Below are 23,196 nucleotides of genomic sequence, written 5' to 3'. Positions count from 1 at the left end.
CATGCTTTATTTATTGTAGTTATTTCTATGTTTAATGATGTTGAAAGTGATTTAAATTTCTACTAGGTTACTTTTTAACCAATTTGTACTTTTTCTTTTGGATAGTGATACAAGACAGGCTCTTTTCTGCCGCCAATCATTAAGATGAAGGAGATTAATCCAACCCGCCCGATAAACATCAAGACCATCAAGACCACTTTGGTGATATCTGTACCATCACTCGAGAGACCTAGCGATAACCCACAGGTTCCGAATGCAGACATGACTTCAAAGAAGACTTGTAGAATAGACATTTTACTGCCTTCTACTGCTTGAATAATCACAATTGATGTTAGTGATAAGATTGTTGCAACACTAAACACCATAAAGGTCTTTTGGATATCTGACGGCAAGATTTCTCTATTAAAGACTTTGATGGTAATACGTTCTGAATCCGTACGGAAATTTAAAATAAAGAGAATCAGAATCGCAAATGTCGTTGTTCGAATGCCCCCACCTACTGAACTTGGTGAAGATCCGATAAACATCAATGTCCCCATCAATGAGTTGGTCGCATCTGTAAATTGTGAGATGTCTACTGTCTGTAATCCGGCACTTCTGGTTGTAGTCGATTGGAACATGGCATAAAAGAGTGCTTTATGCCAACTGACGTCTTTCAACGTGTTGCCCATCTCTAAGATTAAAATCATCACTGTTCCGAATAAGAATAATGCGAAATACGTAATCGTTGTGATTTTCGCGAATAATGAGAAGCGGAAGTTCGGATTTCTATTACTGATATACGCTTTAATTTCTAATAGTACCGGGAACCCGATAGAACCCAGTGTAATCAAGAACATCACAATCGCTTGTACGAAATAATCATTCGTATAAGGAATCAATGAATTCCCTGTAATATCGAGTCCTGCGTTAGTTGTAGAGGCCACTGAAACGAAGAAGCCCTGCATTAACGCATATTGGATATCTGCGGTATCTCTATAGAAATAAAAGGCTAGTAATAGCGCACCGACAAGTTCAATTAATAAGACAGCTCTGACAATTTCAATAATCAATTGAACCGCACCGCTCATCGTATGGCGGTTATTATCCAACATAATCATCTGACGTTCACGTAAGCCGATATGTTTACCTAAAATGAGCCATAACACCGTACCTAATGCCATGACGCCGACACCGCCGATATTTAAAATAATCATAATGACAATTTGTCCGAAAGTCGAATATGTATCGGCAATCGTCACAGGTGTCAATCCAGTCACACTGATCCCTGATACAGCCACAAATAATGTATCAATGGGATCCACGTGCACACCAGGCTTATGCACGCCAGGTAAATTTAACATCAAAAATGCTGCGATAATCGCAATCAAATAGAATAAGACAATACCTTGTTGAGGACTGGATCTTTTAAATAACTGGTTAAAAATGGACAACTGTTTTCACCTCAACACTACTTCAATTTAATCGTTATACTTTTTAGTTTACCATTTCGATATATTTTTGCAGATAATGGTTTCAAATCTGCTTGGTGTTCAAAGACAATCTGTCTATATCTTAAATTATCTTCAATTTTTTTACCATCTAATTCTACAATAATATCCCCTGTTTTTAAACCTGCTTTTTCACCTGGTGAGTTATGATTTACTTCTCTGACTACAGTACCCTGTTGTAAATCTTTAGGAACTTTGAATTGATCACGTTCTTGATCTGATAAATCAGCGACATTCGATAAAGCAACACCTGTATTCGGATAATCAATTTTACCTTTATCTTCTAATTGTTTTGCGAGTGTCACAGCTTTATTGACTGGAATCGCAAAGGCCATGCCTTCTACTGCCGGCATATCAATTTTTAAAGAGACGATACCGACTAATTTACCGTTTTGATCAACTACTGCACCGCCTGAGTTACCAGGGTTGACAGGTGCATCAATTTGAAAGGCTTTTGTCAGTACATCATAGTGGTTGTCTTTATCGATATCTACAGGTACATTACGATTTAAACCTGAAACGACACCATTTGAAATACTGCCTTTAAAGTCAGCTCCTAACGGATTTCCTACTGTAATAACAGGTTCTGCTAATTGAAGCTGTTTAGAATCGCCAATACGTATAGCTTTGACATCACTATCTTTTTCAACGTTTGCTTTCACAACTGCTACATCTGAATATTTATCTTTACCGATGACTTTCCCTGTTGTTTCTTTGTTGTCATCGTATAAAATACGTTGAGTTTTTTTATCGCCGACTACATGACTATTCGTCAATATAAAAATGGAGTCGTCTACTTTTTTGTAGACGACACCTGAACCAATTTCATTATCAGAATTTGCGGTTTCTTTATCAATTGAGCTTTTATTTTTTGTTTTGTTCTCAACTGTTACGACTGAATGAATCGAACTTTTTGCTGCTTTCATCATAGCTGTCTCTTGTTTATCGCCACTGCCATCAAACGTTGCGACATCACCGGCACTTCCATTATCACTTCTTAGATTATGGAATATCGCAAAGAGTAATAGCAATAAAATAATTACGCCGACCGCAATTGCGATTTTAGCCCAATGTTTTTCAAAGAATGCTTTGGCCTGATTGCTTTGTGTACTGCGTTTTGCAGGTTCGCCATCTTTATGAGGCGGTTTTGTTTCTGATTCTGTCTCTGTTGGTTCTTCTGATGTTGCGTGCTCATGAATTTTTATGTCATCGTCTACTGTGACTGATGAAACATTTGAAACAGTTTTTTCATTCTTCACTGTTTCTTTTTTCGCACCTGCAGTGGATGTTGATGGCTGTTCTTTATGTAAGGATTCATCTTTTGATGATGTTTCTGCCTTCGGTGTCTCTGTTTGTTCATTTTCTACTTCAGGCTCACGTTTACCTTGCGCAATTTCTTGTTGATGTTGAATTTCTTCTTGTGTCAATTTTTCAATACGTGCTTTTCTTAAGTTGTCTTTCACACGTTCTTCATTGTTTTTAGCTTGCATTGCTGCTTTTTCTTTTTCTTGTGCTTGTTGCTCTTTTTCTTGTTCAACACGTTGTTCTCGTTCTTCATTATGGAAAAACTCTCGACGTTTTCGTTTATAATGACTTTTCGGTATAACTTGTTTTTCATCTGGTTGACGCTTTCCATTATCTTCTGCCATCATAACGCCCTCCTCTACTACAATCTTTCTTATCTATTATGACACAATCTATTGTAATTTTCTTGTAAACTTAGTGCTTTCACTAAAAATTTTAGAGGATTTTTTCTTCTACTTCAATCTGAAGATAAAACGAAAACCGTCTATCTTTTGAATCAATAAAGATAAACGGTTTGTCATTGCATATTGTATTATGAATTTGATTGTTCTTTTGCTTTCTTTTTGTTGTGGCGTAAAGATGATAACCAACCAAAGATAACAAGTCCAATCATGACACCCCAGAAAATGATTTGCCATAATGTTGAATGTGGGAAATGTTCTGGAATTAAATGAACTTGTGGATGTGCAAGAACAAGTACCACTAATTTGATACCAACCCATCCGACAATCGCAAAGGCTGCACCTTCAAGACCAGGATATTTATTTAATAGTTCTACGAACCAAGTTGCCGCAAAACGCATTAAGATAACACCGATCATACCACCCATGAACATTACTGCAAATTGACCTAAGTCCATACCGCCGAAATGAATACCAACTGGTTTCAACGTGAAGGCAATAGCCATTGCTGCAAGCATTGAGTCAATCGCAAAGGCAATATCCGCAAATTCGACTTTCGCAACAGTACTCCAAAAGGCTTTCGGGCTGACTTTCTTTTCAGTTCCGTGCTCATCATAGTGATGATCATCACCTTCTGGTTGTTCAGGTCCATGACCTTTGGATTTGTAGAATTGATATAAATTCCGTCCTGACATATATAGTAAATAAACGGCACCAGCTGCTTGGATAAACCAGAAGTTTACTAAGTAACTGATTAGGAATAATGATAAGAATCTAAAGATAAAGGCTCCTAATAAACCGTAAAATAGTGCTTTCTTTCTTTGCTCAGGCGGTAAATGTCTTACCATTACTGCCATAACCACTGCGTTATCCGCAGCAAGTAATCCTTCTAAAAATACGAGTACGAGCAATACCCATCCGTAGGATAAAATTAAACTCGGATCCATTCAATGACCACTCCTTCAAAATAATTCAATCGTCTGGCTAAAAAACGTGGACAAAATAAAAGAGACCTATGCTAAATAAATAGCAAAGGTCTCACTTGAATCCATAGCTGTTTGTACGGACTCCATTTTACCGGAAATGTCTATGCATTTCGTAATGACGATAAGAATGTTGAAGCGGAATTGAATCCAACTTCGTAAGTTACTCCCCTCTGACATGACTGTCATAGGTATTCATTTATTTAAAATAATTATACCCCATTGGATACCTATAATAAACTATAAAGTTTAATTTCAGGGAATTTTTCTTCAAACCAACGCGTCGCAAATTCATTTTCAAACAAGAATACTTTTTGTTCATAGCGGTCTTGTACTAAGATAGAACGCGCTGTACTCATCTTATCTTGGATATCTTCTTCATTTTCAACCCAACGTGCAATCTTGCGGCCAACGGGTTCCATAATCACATCGACATTATATTCATTATTCATACGGTGTTCGAAAACTTCGAATTGCAGTTGCCCTACAGCACCTAAAATAATTTGGTTGGTATGCAATGTTTTGTAGTATTGGATGGCACCTTCTTGTACCAATTGTTCAATACCTTTATGGAAGTGTTTTTGCTTCATTACGTTTTTCGGTGATACTTTCATAAAGAGTTCGGGTGTAAACTGTGGCAGATCTTCAAAACTGAATTTTTGGTTGCCACCGACTAATGTATCGCCGATTTGGTAATTACCTGTATCATATAAACCGATAATATCTCCCGCAACTGCATGGTTGATTGTTTCTTTATCATCCGCCATAAATGATGTTGAACGTGTTACTTTTTGTTTTTTATTTGTACGTTGTAGCTTCACGTCCATACCACGCTCAAATGCGCCACTGACAATACGCATAAATGCGATTCTGTCACGGTGTTTAGGATCCATGTTAGCTTGGATTTTAAAGATAAATCCTGAGAAGTCAGGCGCAAATGGACTCACTTCTTCTTCGTCTTTTGTTAAACGGCCATTAGGCATCGGTGCATGGTCTACATAAGCATTTAAGAAGCTTTGTACACCGAAGTTTGCTAATGCTGAACCGAAGAATACAGGTGTTAATTCACCTGCTAACATCATTTCGTTATCGAATTCTTCGCCCGCTTCTTCCACCAACATAAACTCTTCAATTGCTTGTGCGAAGGTACTATCGTTTGTAATTGGATGTTCTTCTTCAATTTCATAGTCTTCATTGATATGCAATAAGTGTTCTTCATCTCTGAATGGTTCAATCGTACGATCTTCACGATCGATAATACCGAAGAAGTTTTGACCCATACCTACAGGCCAGTTCATCGGATACGTTTTAATATTCAAAGTTTCTTCAATTTCATCTAACAACTCGAAAGGTTCTTTACCAACACGATCCAGTTTGTTGATGAAAGTGAAGATAGGAATACCACGCATTTTACATACTTTGAAGAGTTTTAATGTTTGAGGCTCAATCCCTTTGGCACAGTCAATTACCATCACAGCACTATCGACTGCCATTAACGTACGATACGTATCTTCCGAGAAGTCTTCATGCCCCGGTGTATCTAAAATATTAATATTAAAATCATCATAGTTGAACTGCATCACAGAACTTGTTACTGAGATACCACGTTCTTGTTCCACTTTCATCCAGTCACTTGTTGCGAATTTCCCAGATTTCTTCCCTTTAACCGTCCCTGCTTCACGAATGGCACCGCCAAATAACAACAGTTTTTCAGTTAAAGTGGTTTTCCCGGCATCCGGGTGAGAAATAATCGCAAAGGTTTTTCTGGATTCAATTTCATCCTTTATACTCATCTTTCGTCTCCTTTATCAAATAGAATTAAAGTCAGTTCGTGCGCTAAGCTTTCCGCTTCAGCTTCATCCATTAAGTTAAATAGTTCCATTACTAAGTCTTCTTCTACATCTTCTGCTGACTCCTTTTTATCTATCAACGCAGACCAACTCATATCAGGAACCGCAATGAGCTGGTTCTGCATTGTTTCATCTGTATAACTATAGACGATTGCACCTTCTATCGTTTGAAGTGTCCTAATCTTCAGAAGGGCCACCTCCAAATTTCTTGTAAGCCGCTTCTAAACCAATCAAATCATCACGATGTGGTACTTTAACATGACCTGGCATAATTTGATAAGGCTCACGTCCTTTTGAAGCTAATACAACAGTATCGCCTGGTTCTGCAACTTCAATCGCATGACGAATTCCTTCAGCACGATCCGTAAACTCTACATAATTGTCATGTGTCGCACCTTTAGCTAATTCATGTGTTAACATTTTCGGATCATCATTCGCTGGATTATCCGGCGTAAAGATAACATAATCTGCACGACTTGCTTGTCTGCCCATTTCTGGTGTTTTCGTTAAATCGCGTTCTCCTGCCATACCGACAAGTAAAATGAATTTTTGTTTCACAAACGGTTTAACCGCATCAATCAGCTTTTCAATACCATCTGTCGTATGGGCATAATCAATGATTAAATCAATTGGTAGTGAACGATCTAACACTTCTAAACGGCCTTCAACCGGTTCTAATTGGCTGACTACGTCCACGATGTCTTGCATTGGTGTACCTTTACTCCAAACTGCCGTCATCGCTGCCATAATATTTGAAATGTTGAATTGACCGACATAAGGTGAATCCACGTGGAATGTACCGTCTGGTGTCACAAAATCAAATGAAGCACCTGTTAATGATTCTTTGATATTTTCAGCTTGGAATTGTGCTTTATTATGAATACCATACGTAAATACCTCGTATGGTGTTACGGTTTTCAAGTATTCAGAGAATGCATCATCTTGGTTGACGATTGCATATTTTTCTTTACTTAAATCCTCACCTAATTGGCTGAATAAGAGTGACTTCGCGTGACCATATGCTTCCATAGTGCCATGAAAGTCTAAATGGTCTTGTGTTAAGTTTGAAAAAACAGCAACATCAAATTCAACACCGCTTAAACGACCTAAAGCTAAACCATGACTTGATACTTCTAATGTCATGGCTTCAGCACCCGCATCTACTGCTTCATGTACTTTCTTCGTCAATGTCACAGTTTCTGGTGTTGTATTTTCACCTTTTGTGACTGTTTCATTGATTTGGAATCCATTTGTGCCTAAGTAAGCACTGCCTTTTCCTAATTTACGATGAATTAGGTGAATCATCGTTGCAATAGATGTTTTACCATTCGTACCAGTCACACCATACGTTACCAATTTTTCGCTCGGATATTGATATAATTTATGTACAATCAAACTTGCGACACGTCTTGTATTCGGCACAATCACTTGTGTCACATCGCCTGTTAATTGTTGTTCACGTTCTACTACAATCACTTTGCAGCCTTGTTCAACTACATTTTGGCAAAATTTATGGCTGTCTACTGTATAGCCTTTTGAAGCTACAAAAATACTGCCTGCTTTTGCAGTACGAGAATCTGTTGTTACATCATCTACTTCTCTATCTAAACTGCCAAGTACTTGTTTCGATTTTATCTTTTCGAACAATTCGTTCGCTTTCACATCGATCGCCCCTTCTTTTCCAATACTACTATATTATACATTTTTTCTTTAGAAATCTAGATGCGTGAGTTCATTTTCTATTGTACATTTTTCTACGTTATTAATATATCGATTACGCTGTCAATTACATATTAAATTCAAATACTTCCTATATAAGAGAAGCACAATTTACAAATCACGAATCTCTTTTTCATTGAACCAAATGTTAAGAAAGTATGAAAATATTTTTATACTCTGTGAATAAGTGTTATAATTCAGTGATGTTAGCGTCAATATTATTTAATCTGGCTGCAACATACGTTACACTGTAGACAAAGCAATATATTCTATATATTAGCTTCACATAGACAACATTAAATCTACTAACTGGAGGGTGGCTGGTTTCATGGTTACTCAAAATAAGAAGATATTGATAATTACAGGTTCTTTCGGGAACGGCCATTTGCAAGTGACGAACAGCGTTGTGAATCAATTAAATGAAATGAATCTTAAACACTTATCTGTGATTGAACATGATTTATTTTTAGAAGCACATCCCATCTTAACATCCATTTGCAAAAAGTATTATATCAATAGTTTTAAATATTTCAGAAATTCATACAAACGCTTTTACTATAGCCGCCCAAAAGACATTGATAAATGTTTTTACAAATATTACGGTTTAAACAAATTGATCAATTTGTTGATTAAAGAAAAACCTGATTTGATTTTACTGACATTCCCAACGCCGGTCATGTCTGTTTTAACAGAACAATTTAATATGAATATCCCGATTGCGACGGTAATGACAGATTATCGCTTACATAAAAACTGGGTAACGCCCCACTCTTCACGTTACTATGTCGCTACAGAAGACTTAAAACAAGAATTTAAAGATATCGGCGTACCACAAGATATTATAAAAGTTACAGGTATTCCAATTTCATCACAATTTGAAGAAGACATTGATAAAGACGCTTGGATGCGTCAAAATCGCTTAGATCCTAACCGTCCTACTATTTTAATGTCTGCGGGTGCATTTGGTGTATCTAAAGGCTTTGAATCAATGATTGCCGATATTTTAGAACGTACGCCAGAAACACAAGTTGTAATGGTATGCGGACGCAATAAAGAATTAAAACGTAATTTAAAGCATCAATTTAAAGGCAATCATAATGTGTTGATTTTAGGTTATACACATCATATGAACGAATGGATGGCAGCCTCTAACCTTATGATTACTAAGCCTGGCGGTATTACGATATCAGAAGCGCTTGCACGTAAAGTGCCGATGATTTTCTTAGATCCAGCACCAGGTCAAGAGTTAGAAAATGCACTTTACTTTGAGTCTAAAGGCATGGGTAAAGTGGCGGACACAACAGAAGAAGCAATTGCTTTAATTACAGATTTAACACAAGATGAAAAAGAACTAGATACAATGGTTGCTCGTATGCAAGACTTAAAAGTCAAATACCCTACCTATAAATTATGCCGAGACTTACTTCATCTCTTAGATGAATCTTCACAAACAGAAGAAATTTATGGAAAGGTACCATTATATGCAAAGCTCTTCCTCAAGTAAATACAACGCAAACTATAAACGTAATTTCATAATTATGTTGTTTATATTGTTCTTTATGGAATTCGCACGAGGCATGTTTGTCTTAGGTTACCTTCCGTTCTTACCTACTGTTTCTTCAGTAGCTGTCGGTGTAACCTCAGCTGCAGTTTCCATTCATTATATTTCTGATGCCGCAACAAACTTTGTTGTCGGCTTCTTATTAAAACGATTCGGTGCGAAACCAGTATTGACACTCGGCTTTTTACTGGCTTTCGGCAGTTTGTTTTTAGTGATTTGGTTCCCTTATAATGCCATTATTTTAATTATGAGTTCCATCTTACTAGGTGTCGCTTCAAGCCCAATTTGGGTCATTATGCTATCTAGTGTACGTGATGAATCTCGTGGTAAACAAATGGGCCATGTTTATTTCGCATGGCTATTTGGTTTATTAGCAGGTATGATTGGCATGCTGCTGATTGTTAAAGTACATCCAACACACTTTACGTTCTTAATGGCACTCGTTGTGTTAGTAGCTTGGATACTTTATTACTTTGTTAAAATCCGTCTCACTAACTACAAAACACGTCGTTTAAAAGAACAACTTGCGCAAATTAAACGTGTGGCACATTCAAATGGTGTCCTATTTCCAGGTATTATCTTACAAGGTGCTTCAATCAGTGCACTTGTACCGATTTTACCGACTTACGCAACAAAAGTGGTAAAAGTTAGTATGGTTGAATATACGGCAGCTTTGATTATTGGTGGTGTCGGTTGCGCTATATCCATGCTATTCTTATCAAAAATCATCGATCATCATGGTAATAAATTTATGTTCAGTGCGATTTTTACAGGCTTTGTATTATATACACTTGCCATATTTAGTCTTTCACTCATTACACAGATCTACCTTGTGTGGGGTGTCGCACTGTTTATTGGTTTAATGTATGGCTTTTTATTACCAGCTTGGAATACGTTCATGGCTAAGTTCATTAAGCAAGATGAACAAGAAGAAACTTGGGGTGTCTTTAACAGCATCCAAGGCGTCGGTGCTATGATTGGCCCACTTATCGGTGGAATGCTTTATCAATTTACGAATAACTTGAATATGACGTTCTACTTCTCAGGAGGCGTCTTCGTCTTCTTAGCCATTTTCTATGGGATTTATTTCCTGCGTATTCAAAAACAACAACCAACAAAATAATGTAAGTTGTCATAAAAAGGCAGCCGATTCTATGTCTGAATCGGCTGCCTTTTTGTATATGTATTTAAAAGTAAGAGGTTAAGACATTGAAAATAGATAGTAACATCTACACTATCGAGCCCTCAATATCACAATGTCTCAGCCTCGTACTTTTTATCACTGAAATGCTGTGAGATCTTTCATACACTTCATAGCTTATTTGAAACTGAATGTGTCGATTGTTTCCCATTTGTCAGCTTCATTATTATATTTCAATAATGTCAACTCACTAATTGTTTCTTCGTAATCAATACCAGCCAGTTTAACTTGTCCAAAGATATCTTCGAATTCTTGGCTTGTTAAACCTTGAGCAATTGTAAAATGCGGAACAAATGAATGTTCTGGTTGGCCGTAAAAATCACCATTATTGAAGCGATTATCTAATTCTTCTAATTCAGGTGTTTTTTCAACTTTAAAATAAATCACATTATTTACAGGTGCGAAATTTGATGCTTTCGTTGCATGAATGTGAAGTGGCGCAATGCCTTCTATACGTGATTGAATATCTTCTTTCACGCTGTCAAAATCATTATCTTCAACCTCAAATGAATCTTTGATTGTAATATGAGGTGGGATTTGCGCATAGCGTTCATCATAACGTTTACGATATGCATCAATTTTTTCACGGAATGTTTTTGATGGAATTAATGCTAACCCTAAAATCATTTGAATTCCTCCTTAGATTGAACTATATGGCCATTATAGCAAACATTCTATGAAATCGTTACCAAAAACTGTGACTTTACAGAATTTACTGAATGGTTTACTCTGCTAAAAAGTATAAAAGTAAGGGTTCCATTAGCTTTCTCCAGTACTTCCAACGATGTCCCCCATCAAATTCTTCATAATAATGTGTAACATTAAACTTCTCTAACAAGTCTTTTAATTCACGATTTGGTGTTAAGAAATCCGCACGTTCACCTGTAGTCGGCAACGCAAAGTCAATTTCTTCTTTACCAACCGCTTGCCATATATCTAACTGATCAATAAACTGACAACGATTTGCGAGTAAATCGACGACTTCATTAAACATCGGACTGAACATACCGACTTGATTAAATAAGCGCGGATATGAAAGTGCCGTCATTAACGCGATTGATCCTGCTAAACTGTCACCTAACAACACACGTCCATTCGCTACTTTAAATGTCGGAAATGTTTTATCGATATACGGTAACAACTCTTGTCCCATTGCTTTGACAGTTAAAGGTGCACGGCTGCCATTCGGTGAAAATTCTTCTCTCCGCTTATCCACGGTTTCATAATGGAAACCAATGAAAATGGCGCGTTCTACTTGTTCATCTTCTCTTAAGCGTTCATAGACGCGATGAATTTGTCCGAAACGAAAGAAGTCTAAACCATCAAAACAAAACACTAATTTATATTTAAATAATGGTGAATAATTTTTAGGTAAGTAGATAGATAACGTAATATCACGTTCTAAAATGTCACTATGAAATTGTGTTTGAGTCACAACACCTGGTTCTAGTTCACTCACAATACTCTCTCCTTATTGTTAAATTTAACTCTAGTTTAACAATTTTTATGCGCATTGGGTAATAAGCTAGATATTAACTAGCTTTATTGTGCCATTCCGATTAATCCTATAAGTATTTATTTGTAAAGTTTAATGTTTATTTTCATTAAAAGTGTTGCATGGAACTTTTATTCAAAGTATAATTGAAAAAAATCAATGTCACTGATGCATGTCGAAACACATACAGTAGCGGAACATAATACGCTTATTTTTTAGGGGTAAAATGTAAGCGTTTTCTTTTTTCGCTTTATTAAGGGGGAAATCATTATGCTAGAAAGTTTTGTAGCTTGGTTTAATGAAATTGTGTGGAGTAAACCGCTTGTTTATGGTCTATTGATTACGGGGATTTTATTTTCTTTGATGATGAAATTCTTTCAAGTCAGGCATTTTAAAGAGATGATTCGTTTAATGTTCCACGGTGAAAAATCACCGACTGGAATCTCAAGTTTCCAAGCGATTGCACTCTCTTTAGCTGGACGTGTCGGTACGGGGAATATCGTCGGCGTTTCTACAGCTATCTTTATTGGGGGTCCGGGTGCAGTCTTTTGGATGTGGGTAACCGCATTTTTAGGTGCCAGCAGTGCATTTATCGAATCAACATTAGGTCAAATCTTCAAACGAGAAGAAAAAGGTGAATATCGAGGTGGTCCCGCCTACTACATTGAATATGGGATTAAAGGACGTCTAGGTAAAATTTACGGTTTAGTCTTTGCGATTGTAACGGTTATTTCAGTAGGCTTGTTATTACCAGGGGTACAATCTAACGCAATCGCAAGTTCAATGAACAACGCGTTCCAAATTCCAAACTGGATTGTCGCAGTTACAATTGCGGTCATTTTAGGTCTGATTATTTTCGGCGGTGTTAAATGGATCGCTAATGTTGCGACAGCAGTCGTACCATTCATGGCTATTCTTTATATTTTAATGGCAGTCTTTATTATTATTATCAATATCCAAGCCGTACCTGCTTTATTTGGATTAATCTTTAAATCAGCATTCGGTATGCAAGCAGCGTTTGGTGGTATCTTCGGTGCCATGATTGAAATCGGTGTAAAGCGTGGTTTGTATTCAAACGAAGCTGGACAAGGGACAGGACCACACGCCGCTTCTGCAGCTGAAGTCTCTCACCCAGCCAAACAAGGTTTAGTTCAATCATTCTCAGTATATGTCGATACATTATTCGTATGTACAGCAACAGCATTAATCATCTTAATTTCAGGCACATATAATACAACAAACGGCAATTTAAAGCCAGGTGGTATTCCGGAATTAATCAAAGATAATGGTATCTATGTTCAAAATGCTGACGGTACGAAAGATTACTCAGGTACAGCAATGTACGCACAAGCAGGTATCGATAAAGCCTTACAAGGCGGCAGCTATCACTTTGATCCTGCTTTCTCTGGTATCGGTTCATACTTTATTGCGATTGCATTATTCTTCTTCGCTTTCACAACAATACTCGCATATTACTACATCGCAGAGACAAATATTGCGTATATGACAAGAAACAGTTCAGTCTTTACGACAAAAATTTGGTTCACAGTTGCACGTTTTGCGTTAATTTTCGCAGCTTTCTATGGTTCAATTAAAACAGCTGATGTTGCTTGGAGTATGGGTGACTTAGGTGTAGGTATGATGGCATGGCTTAATATTATTGCGATTTGGATACTCCATCGCCCTGCGGTTGACGCTTTAAAAGATTACGAGTTCCAAATGAAACAAAAAGGTTCTGGTAACTTCGCGATTTACAAACCAGATCCAAACAAATTGCCAACTGCGACATTCTGGCTTGAAGACTATCCGAAACGTTTAAAGGATGCACATTTCAATGAAGATGAAGCAGTTGCCAAAGAAAAAGGTGCTAAAAATAAAAAGCTCCCACCACAAAATAACTTGGAAGAAGTTTAAAATGAGATAGACATAAACAATTGAAATAGATTAAAAAGAGGAAGCGTATACCGTTTCCTCTTTTGTATTTCATAGAAATAATCATAAATTTTCTCAGGAAATAATCTACATTTCTACAGAAATATGACTTTTTCAATAACTTAATTTAGTCTATAATGGTTTATAAGTCTATTTCTTTAGGAGGACATCATCAATGCTAAATAAGGTGTGGTTCCGAACGGGAATCATGTTATTGATATTATTTCTATTAATCAGATTGATTATGGAAGTACATGTTATCTTTAAACCGCTGATTATCATTATTCAATCAGTCATTTTACCATTTATCTTAAGCGGTTTTTTATTTTATGTCTTTTTACCGCTTCAAAAGTTTTTAGAAAAACGCAAAGTTCCGCGTTGGGGCAGTATTTCGATTATCTTTGTGATTTTAATCGGCTTAACTGCAACTGCAATTACAGTCGTTGCGCCACTCATCGCTAACCAAATTAACGGGTTGATTAAACAAGCACCGCAACTTCAAAAAGAAGTTCAAGGAATCATACAATATACACTAGACCAAATGGATAAACTTCCTAATGATGTAACAGATCGCATCAATAAAGTTGTAAAATCATTCGGAGATAATGTGACAAATATCCTATCTAATTCGATTGCGATTGTCTCTCAAATTATCTCTACACTATTCTTACTGATTATGGTGCCATTCTTCTTAATTTACATGTTGAAAGACCACGAGAAGTTCATTCCTTCAGTGGCTAAATTATTCAATGGTGACCGTAAAGTATTTGTAACTAACTTATTAAAAGATGTGAACTATACATTACAATCATACATTCAAGGCCAAGTCACAGTGAGTGTGATTTTAGGAATTATTCTTTACATTGGTTATACAATTATCGGTTTAGAATATACACTTTTACTTGTGTTATTCGCTGGTGTCGCAAACATGATTCCATTCTTAGGACCGTGGATGTCCTTCTTACCTGCCGCAATCATCGGAATTATTCAAAGTCCGACAGCATTTATTTGGGTCTGTGTGGTAACACTCGTTGCCCAACAATTAGAAGGTAATGTCATTACACCGAATGTTATGGGTAAATCACTTAACATTCACCCGCTTACGATTATCATTGTTATCTTAGCGGCTGGTAACCTAGGCGGATTTGTTTTAATTTTAGTTGCGGTTCCATTATACGCAGTGATTAAAACAGTCGTCCGTAATATCTTTGTTTACCGTCAAGATATTATGCGGAAAGCACAAAGTGAAGTTAAAGATTAACGAGTATTATAAAAGCGTTCAACTCTCTAAAATGAAGTTGAACGCTTTTTACATTGATAAGACTTATTTACTTTTAGATTATGCTTGATTCGCGCGCATCGCTTTTCTGCCTTTCAATGGCATATTTCTAAGCGATAACATCATCACAAGTGAAATCATATAAAGACAGGCAAGGAAAATCATTGTTGTACTCATGCCGTAATGATCCATTAAATACCCTATCGCAATCGGTGATAAGCCACCTAATGCACGTCCAATATTGAAGACGACATTATTCGCTGTACTACGAATATGTGTTGGATAGTAACTACTGATAACTGCTCCATAGCCTGCGAACATACCGTTAACGAAGAAGCCGACAAAGGCCCCACCGATCAGTAATGCGACTGCACTTTGCGCAAAGACATAAATAAAGACAGATGCAGCTGATGCGATAAGGAAAATCGTATAAGAAAGTTTGGCACCGAAGCGATCTAATATTTGTCCGAACGCAAACATACCTAAACTCATACCAACAATCGTACTGATGGTCCAAAGTGATGAGTTAGAAACACTTAAGCCATGTTGTTTTTGAAGAATTGACGGCAACCAGTTCATTAAACCAAAATACCCAGCAACTTGTACACTCGACATAATCGTTAATGCGATTGTCGTATGTGCCATATGTTTCGTGTTAAATAATAAACCGATTGGCGATTGATTTTTCTTTTCTAACGTACGATTTGCTTTTGCTTGTTTCCATGATTCTGTTTCATCTAAATTACGACGAATGTAGAATGCTAAAATCACAGGTACCACACCGATTAAAAAGAGCGCGCGCCAACCGAGATGCGGTAAAATTGCGGCAGCTAACAGCGCAGCAATCAATGCGCCGATTTGACCTCCGATTGCGACCACTGAAGAAACACGGCCTAGACGTTGTTTCTTAAACACTTCAGCCACTAACGCCATCCCGATACCGAATTCTCCACCGCCGCCCATACCGGCAATGAATCTTAAAATATAGACCATATAAATATTAGAAGAGACTGAAAGTAATGCGGTTGCTATCGCAAAAATAAATATCGTGTATGTAAAGATACGAATACGACCATACTTGTCTGCAAGCACGCCAAAAATAATACCTCCGAACAACATACCGAAGTTCGTAATCGAAGCGATTAAACCGGCTTCTGCAGAACTGATATGGAACTCATTAATAATACTTGATAGCGCAAAGGCTAAAAACATAATGTCCATATTCTCTAGCCCGAATCCAAGCATTGAAGAAGCTAGAATTTTATTTGAATACGACTTATCTTGTTGATGAATCTTTTCTGTCATCCTTGTCCACCCACTTTTGATTTTATTCCCGTAACTATCATACACTTCATTTAAAGAATTGAATAGCCGAATTAAAAAAATAGCCCACTATTTTAGTCTTGGACTATCATAGTGGGCTATGCTGAGTATGATTATTTAATTACGTGGAAACCAGCGTCAACGTGGATGTTTTCTCCTGTTACACCACTTGATAAATCACTTAATAAGAAAGCAGCTGTTTTGCCGACTTCTTCTTTATCAACATTACGTTTTAATGGTGCACGTTCTTCAACTTCTTTTAAGATTGTGTTGAAACCGCCAACACCTTTCGCACTTAATGTACGAATTGGACCTGCAGAAACAGCATTAACACGGATATTGTCTTGACCTAAGTCTAATGCTAAATAACGCACGTTTGCTTCTAAGCTGGCTTTCGCAACACCCATTACGTTGTAGTTAGGTACTGCGTATTCTCCGCCTAAGTAAGTTGTAGTAACAATGCTGCCGCCTTCAGGCATTAATTTTTTCGCTTCTCTTGAAACGATTGTTAATGAATAAGAACTGATGTCTTGCGCAAGTAAGAAACCTTCTCTTGAAGTTTCTGAGAAACGACCGCGTAAGTCTTCAACATTCGCAAATGCGATAGAATGGAAGACACCATCAATTTGGCCTACATCTTCACCGATTTTTTTGAATCCATCGATTACTTCTTCATCACTTTGAACATCAATTTGGTACGTAAGATGTTCTTTTTGATTTAATTGATCAACAAGTTTATCTAATTCTTTCTTACTACGTTCTTTACGGTATGTAAAGACTAGTTTTGCTCCTAATTCATCTAAAGCTTGGGCTACCCCAAAAGCAATACTGCGTTTATTCGCAATTCCCATAATAACGTATGTTTTTCCTTCTAAACTAAACATGAAAACGCTCCTTTTACTCAATTAATGATTCAAATTTTGATTATTAGTATTATAACATTTTTTGTTCTAATAGACTTGTTTCAACCATTATCTATGGTATGCATCGTAGAAATAAAAAACGAAAGCCTAACATCTCATTAGACTTTCGTTTTAAGTTTAAATTGAACCGAGTGAATAATATTCTAAATCACGTTTCAATTCATCTACATATTCTTTCGAACCTGTCACAATCAAGCGGTCACCGTAACGTAACATCGTATCACCATGCGGTACAATCGATTCATTATCACGTACAATACGTACGAAGATAATATCGCCGTCGAATGGGAAGTTACGTAATTGAATGTTGTCGAATTTATAGTTAAGCATTTTAATTTCATATAATGATGTTTCAACGTTGCTTAATAAGTTCAACATGTTCGGTGTTTCAATTAAACCTGTCAGCAAGATCTTATTACTTAAGAAACTACTGAAGATTTCAACACCTGATTGGCGTAATTCAGCTTCAGTTTCTCCGCCCTCTTCAAAACGGCAGATGACACGGTTTACTCCGTGTTCTTTAGCCATTTGTGCGACTTTATAGTTTAATTCATCTTCGTTGGTTGAACACACTATAATATCACTATCAAAGAGTCCAAGCTTTTCAAGTATCGCTTCATCATAATCTGCAATTTCAACAGTAGTAATATCATTTGATAAATTACGCTTATCACTTAAATCTTTACGATAATATAACGTAATCGCGTATAAATCAGACATCAAGTTCTGCGCTATCGGAATCGTTAATTGGTTCTTACCAATCAGACTGACGTTAATACGACGTGTCGCTTCTGTCGGCATTGGGAATGTCTTCTTAAAGACAATCGGAACAAATACACACGTAATGACAGCACTCAGGATTAAGATCCCAGAGATTTCTGGTGTAATCGTATGAAGTTGTTCAGCAATTTTAGCTGCTGCGATTACTAACGATAACGTAGATGTCAGTAAAAAGGCAGAAGACAATGTGGTTTTTTGATCAAACCAAGGTCTTATCGCGTATACAGGAATAATCTTAGATACTAAGAATGCGATGATCAGCACTGGAATAATGATTAAAATTGATGGTTCTTTAATCAGTGAAGGGATATTTAAATCCACACCGACCATAATGAAGAAGATCGGGATAAAGAAACCATAACCAAATGAGTCCAGTTTTTCTACCATATCTTCGTCAGGACCAAGCAGTGATACAATTACACCTGCTAAGAAGGCACCTAAGATATTCTCAGCACCTACACCTTCTGCTAATGCCACTAATAAGATGATCAACGCAAAAACTGCACGAATACCGATTTGTGTTGTTCCATCCATCAATTTTTGAAGGAATTGTGCTTTTTTGAAAATCCCGCCAAGGAAATAGAAAATAATGGTAAAGACAATTAAAATCGAAATCAACCATAATGTGCCGCCGCCTTTAGCGTTAATTGCACCATATACAGTTAATAAAATCATCGTAACTAAGTCAGCTAATACAGCCGTTAACAAGATAAACTGTCCGATGGTTGTGCGCATGATATTCATTTCTTTAAGTGTTGGTACTACCACACCTAATGAAATTGTAGAAATGATGATGACCATTAATAAGACATCATCAATCAAGCCAAACCATTTAAATGCATACGCTAAAATGATTGAAACAATCATAATCAGCGAGAATACAAATAATGATAATTGTAAATGACCTGGTGCTTTCTTCTTGTTTTTATTTTTAGCTTTTTCAGGCTCATTTTTATCGCTTTTGAACGCATTGAAATCAATTTCCAAACCGCTTAAAAACATTAAGAAAATAAAACCTAGTGTTGATAAAATATTCAAGATGTTGTCGCGTTCGACTAAATGGAAACCGGATTGTCCGATGATTAATCCCATTAAAATTTCCGCCACAACGACAGGTAGAAAATTGATATTAAGTCTGTTGACAATAATCGGCGTTAAAAACGCAGCCATGACAACAATGACGAGTGATACAAATTCCATGTGTCCCTCCTTATGTGAGATATGACATAAATGATGTAGCTAATCCGAAGTAAATTAACATACTGATAATATCGTTGATTGTTGTGATAAATGGACCACTAGCTACAGCAGGGTCGATTTTCAATTTCGTCATTATCAATGGAATGATTGAACCCATCATTGTACCGACTGTCATCGCAATCGTTAAACTGCCACCTACAATCAGTGCTAATAACGGTGTACCATATAAAATTACAATAATGGTAAAGAGTACGGTTGCACAGACTAAACCAGAGACAAAGCCAGAACCCGCTTCTTTAAGCGTCACTTTGAACTTGCTTTGATTTTCAATCTCGCCAGTCGTGATATTACGTACAGACACCGCTAGGGACTGTGTCCCTGAGTTACCTGACATCCCGCTGATAATGGGAATAAAGGCCGCAAGTAATGCGACTTTTTCTAATGTTTCCTCGAATGACCCTAATATAGTTGCAGTTATCATACCTAAAAACGTCAAAATGAGCAACCAAGGCAGACGTTTTTTAGCTGTTTTAAAAATTGAATCGTCTGTTGAATCAATATCAGAGACACCGGCTAAACCAGAGTAGTCTTCTAATGCCTCTTCATCGATAACATCGACGATATCATCGATTGTGATTATACCCAGTAAATGGTCTTGATAATCTACAACCGGCATGGCGATAAAGTCATAGTCACGCATTCTTTGCGCAACATCTTCTTGGTCATCTGCCACGTTGACACTGACCACACGATTACTCATAATATCTTCAATATAAGCATCGTTTTCTGCGACAATCAAATCACGCAGAGATAAGACACCTACGAGATGTTTATCATCATCTACTGCAAAGATAACGTAAATCGTCTCAGCATCAGGCGCTTGTTCTTTAACCAGCATCAATGCTTCTTTAACAGGTGTAGTTGTCTTTAAAGAAATATACTCCGTCGTCATGATACCGCCGGCAGTATCTTCTTCATAATGCAGCAAGGCTTTGATTTCTTTCGCATCTTGCTGATCCATTAACGCTAATAAAGTAGCGACTTTACTTTTAGTCAAATGACTCATAATATCTACGGCGTTGTCATAAGACATGTCTTCTAAAATATGTGCCGCATAACTTGCTTTCATTTGTTCAAAGAGTTCATCGTACTCGTCATCATCTAACTCGAGTTGGTCGAAGAAACTCGCGACTTCTTTCGGTGATAAGAGATGATACATTTTCTGTCTGATTTCATCATCACTATCTTCGAAGAACTCACTTTGTTCATACGTATGCATGGATAAGAATTCTTCTCTAAATGCATCAATATCATTATCTATTAAGAGCTGATCTAATAAATCTTTGTTATAGACTTCTGGCTCATCTACTAATTTATCATCTTCTTTTGCCAATTTGGCCTCCTCCTTACTTCTTAACTCTCTCTACAAAGCTGTTGAAAAAGGTCCTCAAGTGCTTTTTGCCTTACGCTATCCTTTAAAACTACCGATTTATGTGTCACAGGGTGGATAAACTTTAAATCCGTACATACAAGCGCTTGTCCTTGTATGGATGGGTGTGTGCCGCCGTATAAACTGTCTCCGACAAGTGGATGGTCTATATATTGAAAATGCACACGAATTTGATGGGTTCGTCCAGTATGCAGCTGTACGCGGCTTAATGTAAAACGGTCACACGCTGAAAGGGTTTGGTAACTGGTTTTTGCATACTTGCCTGTTTCATTGACCTGACGTTCAATAATACTGTCAGATTTTCGTGCGATTGGCGCAATAATATCGCCTTCTCCAGATAATAATCCAAAACAAATGCATTGATATATTTTCTCCATTTTTACGTCAGACATTCTGTGATGAAAATGTCCATGCTTAGAAAACAATACGATACCCTGTGTATTACGGTCTAGTCGTGTCACAATATGCGGCACGATAACCGTTTGACTACTATCTGGGTTTAAATATGCCAAAACTTGTTCAATCAAACTTTCATGCGGATGTTCTCTAGACGGCGCACAATTTTGATGTGCAGGTTTTGAAACGGCTAAATAATAATCATCTTCATATAAAACATCTAACGGTGCATGATAATAGATTAAATTCTGACTTGGTCTCTCCTCAGGCAGCACAACTTCTAACGTATCGCCTTCTGTCATTTGTTTTCGCACAATTACAGGTTGCTTATTTACAAGTAAAGCGCCATTTTGTTTAATGGCACTTATCATTTTCTTTGAATAAAATTGTTCTTGTAAAAAAGTCTTTAATAAAACCGGTGTTTCAATGTCATAGTGAAATTTCATTCGTCTCTGCCGTCAGAAATAAATGAATCGTGGACGCGTTTCCAGAATGGAAATGGTCTGAAACGTGCAAATCGTACACGCTGTTTAGCTACACGATATTCAATACTTTCTACATTGTGATGTTTCGTTGTAACGTGGTCGATAGATGTCATAATCACGCGTTGATCGACTGGTGTAATCAGACAATAATGATGTTCTGGCATAACAATCGGTGAACCGACTGTACGGAACACACGGTTATTGATGGATGCAATTTCAGTCAATTGAATTGCGCGCAACGAAGGATGAATCAAAGCACCGCCAAGTGCTTTGTTGTAGGCAGTTGATCCTGAAGGAGTGGAAATACATAAACCGTCTCCTCTAAATCTTTCAAAGTGTTGTCCACGTAAATTAACATCTGCTACAAGTGTTGTATTATCTTCAGTTTTCATCGTTGCTTCATTCAGTGCGATATGATGTGAAGGTTCTTTGTCATCGTTGTAGTTCACAATAATATCGATTAAAGGATACTGAATGACTTCGTAATCTCCATCTGCAATTTCTTCTATTAATTTATCTACTTCATGCGGTAGCCAATCTGCATAAAATCCTAAATGCCCTGTATGTACACCGACAAATGCAGTTTCATTCACACGATGACAATATTGATGGAAGGCTTCTAATAAAGTTCCATCCCCACCGACAGAAATAACAATTTCAGGTTCGTCGGCATCTTTAATCATATTGCTCGCTTCCATTTGTGCTTCCATATTTTCTTTGATGCTGTTTGATTTGTGGTCCCCTTTAGACACGATATAATAACGCATAAAGCACCTCACTCTTGATTATGTTTTTTCGCACGTTTTTTAGAATAGTAACGTTGTGCTTCTTGTATTTCGTCTTTGATCTCAGACATCTCTTCATCTAGTGAAAAGGCAGCTTCTGCCGCATTTTCTAAGCGTTTTTGAATTTCAGGAGGATAGTCTCCATCGTATTTATAACGTAAAGTATGCTCAATAGTCGCCCAAAAATTCATCGCTAGCGTTCTGATTTGAATTTCAGCTAATATCGAACGTTGCCCATCCAACGTTTCAATCGGATACTGAATAATCACATGATATGAACGGTAGCCGCTTTCTTTTGTATTGTTGATATAATCTCTTTCTTCAACAACTTTAAAGTCTCTGCGTTGTCTAAGCAGATTAACGACAACGGGTATATCATCCACAAACTGACACATAATACGTAAACCAGCGATGTCATACATTTCTTCATGCAGATGATCAAATGATATATCGCGCTCAGTCGCTTTTTCAATAATACTTGTTAACGGCTTCACACGTCCGGTTACAAATTCGATTGGCGACGCATCGGCTTCTAAATCATAAATTTTACGCAAACCTCTTAATTTTACTTTAAGTTCTTCAACTGCTTGTCTATAAGGTGCTAAAAATCGATCCCATTGATTCATTGCGATTCACTC

At 37.1% G+C, this 23,196-nt stretch carries 19 protein-coding genes; 4 read left to right on the top strand and 15 right to left on the bottom strand.

What is annotated here, in order from left to right; translation table 11 throughout:
* Positions 1 to 74: 74 nt before the first annotated feature.
* The 6 genes from HMPREF2846_RS04230 to HMPREF2846_RS04205 form a co-directional block, all read right to left on the bottom strand.
* Positions 75 to 1,433, bottom strand: coding sequence for a TrkH family potassium uptake protein (locus HMPREF2846_RS04230; protein WP_070625832.1), 1,359 nt, complete (start codon positions 1,431 to 1,433; stop codon positions 75 to 77).
* Positions 1,434 to 1,450: 17 nt separating this feature from the next.
* Positions 1,451 to 3,142 (bottom strand): S1C family serine protease, encoded by a 1,692-nt coding sequence (locus tag HMPREF2846_RS04225; RefSeq protein WP_083309972.1) that lies wholly within the window; start codon positions 3,140 to 3,142, stop codon positions 1,451 to 1,453.
* A 185-nt stretch (positions 3,143 to 3,327) separates the two neighbouring features.
* The gene (locus tag HMPREF2846_RS04220) at positions 3,328 to 4,143 is read right to left on the bottom strand and encodes a TerC family protein (protein WP_002480420.1); all 816 of its coding nucleotides are present in this window, start codon (positions 4,141 to 4,143) and stop codon (positions 3,328 to 3,330) included.
* Positions 4,144 to 4,409: 266 nt separating this feature from the next.
* A complete protein-coding gene (locus HMPREF2846_RS04215) occupies positions 4,410 to 5,972 on the bottom strand; it encodes a peptide chain release factor 3 (RefSeq protein WP_057510812.1) in 1,563 nt (520 codons plus the stop codon).
* Complete coding sequence (locus HMPREF2846_RS04210; RefSeq protein ID WP_023015819.1) at positions 5,969 to 6,226, bottom strand: YueH family protein; 258 nt, start codon at positions 6,224 to 6,226, stop codon at positions 5,969 to 5,971. Before HMPREF2846_RS04210 ends, HMPREF2846_RS04215 begins: the two co-directional genes overlap by 4 nt.
* Complete coding sequence (locus HMPREF2846_RS04205) at positions 6,207 to 7,691, bottom strand: UDP-N-acetylmuramoyl-L-alanyl-D-glutamate--L-lysine ligase (protein ID WP_057510811.1); 1,485 nt, start codon at positions 7,689 to 7,691, stop codon at positions 6,207 to 6,209. Before HMPREF2846_RS04205 ends, HMPREF2846_RS04210 begins: the two co-directional genes overlap by 20 nt.
* Positions 7,692 to 8,076: 385 nt before the next feature.
* On the opposite strand from HMPREF2846_RS04205, the gene HMPREF2846_RS04200 reads away from it, so the two are divergent.
* Both HMPREF2846_RS04200 and ltaA read left to right on the top strand, forming a co-directional pair.
* Complete coding sequence (locus HMPREF2846_RS04200) at positions 8,077 to 9,252, top strand: diglucosyl diacylglycerol synthase (RefSeq protein ID WP_057510810.1); 1,176 nt, start codon at positions 8,077 to 8,079, stop codon at positions 9,250 to 9,252.
* Positions 9,230 to 10,432 (top strand): lipoteichoic acid biosynthesis MFS flippase LtaA, encoded by a 1,203-nt coding sequence (gene ltaA / locus HMPREF2846_RS04195; RefSeq protein ID WP_002480415.1) that lies wholly within the window; start codon positions 9,230 to 9,232, stop codon positions 10,430 to 10,432. Before HMPREF2846_RS04200 ends, ltaA begins: the two co-directional genes overlap by 23 nt.
* A 195-nt stretch (positions 10,433 to 10,627) precedes the next feature.
* Here ltaA and HMPREF2846_RS04190 read toward each other — a convergent pair whose 3' ends face one another.
* Positions 10,628 to 11,137 (bottom strand): YjcG family protein, encoded by a 510-nt coding sequence (locus HMPREF2846_RS04190; RefSeq protein ID WP_002480414.1) that lies wholly within the window; start codon positions 11,135 to 11,137, stop codon positions 10,628 to 10,630.
* A 97-nt stretch (positions 11,138 to 11,234) separates the two neighbouring features.
* The gene (locus tag HMPREF2846_RS04185; RefSeq protein WP_002480413.1) at positions 11,235 to 11,969 is read right to left on the bottom strand and encodes an esterase family protein; all 735 of its coding nucleotides are present in this window, start codon (positions 11,967 to 11,969) and stop codon (positions 11,235 to 11,237) included.
* 306 nt (positions 11,970 to 12,275) lie between these two features.
* Between HMPREF2846_RS04185 and HMPREF2846_RS04180 the strand changes: the two genes are divergently transcribed.
* Together HMPREF2846_RS04180 and cozEa are read left to right on the top strand one after the other, a co-directional pair.
* Positions 12,276 to 13,919, top strand: a complete 1,644-nt coding sequence (locus HMPREF2846_RS04180) for an alanine/glycine:cation symporter family protein (RefSeq protein ID WP_070625829.1) — start codon at positions 12,276 to 12,278, stop codon at positions 13,917 to 13,919.
* Positions 13,920 to 14,112: 193 nt separating this feature from the next.
* Entirely contained in the window at positions 14,113 to 15,198 is a 1,086-nt protein-coding gene (gene cozEa, locus HMPREF2846_RS04175) for a lipoteichoic acid biosynthesis protein CozEa (protein ID WP_002480411.1), read from the top strand.
* A gap of 78 nt (positions 15,199 to 15,276) precedes the next feature.
* Here cozEa and HMPREF2846_RS04170 read toward each other — a convergent pair whose 3' ends face one another.
* The 7 genes from HMPREF2846_RS04170 to HMPREF2846_RS04140 all read right to left on the bottom strand — a co-directional run bounded on the left by HMPREF2846_RS04170 (position 15,277) and on the right by HMPREF2846_RS04140 (position 23,184).
* Positions 15,277 to 16,521, bottom strand: a complete 1,245-nt coding sequence (locus HMPREF2846_RS04170; RefSeq protein ID WP_060803853.1) for an MFS transporter — start codon at positions 16,519 to 16,521, stop codon at positions 15,277 to 15,279.
* 131 nt (positions 16,522 to 16,652) lie between these two features.
* The gene (gene fabI / locus HMPREF2846_RS04165; protein WP_060803852.1) at positions 16,653 to 17,423 is read right to left on the bottom strand and encodes an enoyl-ACP reductase FabI; all 771 of its coding nucleotides are present in this window, start codon (positions 17,421 to 17,423) and stop codon (positions 16,653 to 16,655) included.
* Between the two features lie 156 nt (positions 17,424 to 17,579).
* A complete protein-coding gene (locus HMPREF2846_RS04160) occupies positions 17,580 to 19,442 on the bottom strand; it encodes a monovalent cation:proton antiporter family protein (protein ID WP_002480408.1) in 1,863 nt (620 codons plus the stop codon).
* Between the two features lie 10 nt (positions 19,443 to 19,452).
* Complete coding sequence (gene mgtE, locus HMPREF2846_RS04155) at positions 19,453 to 20,835, bottom strand: magnesium transporter (protein ID WP_070625827.1); 1,383 nt, start codon at positions 20,833 to 20,835, stop codon at positions 19,453 to 19,455.
* Positions 20,836 to 20,855: 20 nt separating this feature from the next.
* Complete coding sequence (locus HMPREF2846_RS04150) at positions 20,856 to 21,734, bottom strand: RluA family pseudouridine synthase (protein ID WP_070625825.1); 879 nt, start codon at positions 21,732 to 21,734, stop codon at positions 20,856 to 20,858.
* Positions 21,731 to 22,540 carry an NAD kinase gene (locus tag HMPREF2846_RS04145; RefSeq protein ID WP_057510806.1) on the bottom strand — a complete coding sequence of 270 codons (810 nt, stop codon included), beginning with the start codon at positions 22,538 to 22,540 and terminating at the stop codon, positions 21,731 to 21,733. Before HMPREF2846_RS04145 ends, HMPREF2846_RS04150 begins: the two co-directional genes overlap by 4 nt.
* 8 nt (positions 22,541 to 22,548) lie before the next feature.
* Positions 22,549 to 23,184 (bottom strand): GTP diphosphokinase, encoded by a 636-nt coding sequence (locus HMPREF2846_RS04140; protein ID WP_002480404.1) that lies wholly within the window; start codon positions 23,182 to 23,184, stop codon positions 22,549 to 22,551.
* Positions 23,185 to 23,196: the final 12 nt, after the last annotated feature.

It is taken from the genome of Staphylococcus sp. HMSC056G08 (assembly GCF_001812305.1).
Lineage (GTDB): Bacteria > Bacillota > Bacilli > Staphylococcales > Staphylococcaceae > Staphylococcus > Staphylococcus simulans.
Note: the sequence above shows the minus strand (reverse complement) of the source record. Positions and strands in the feature narration are given on the sequence as shown.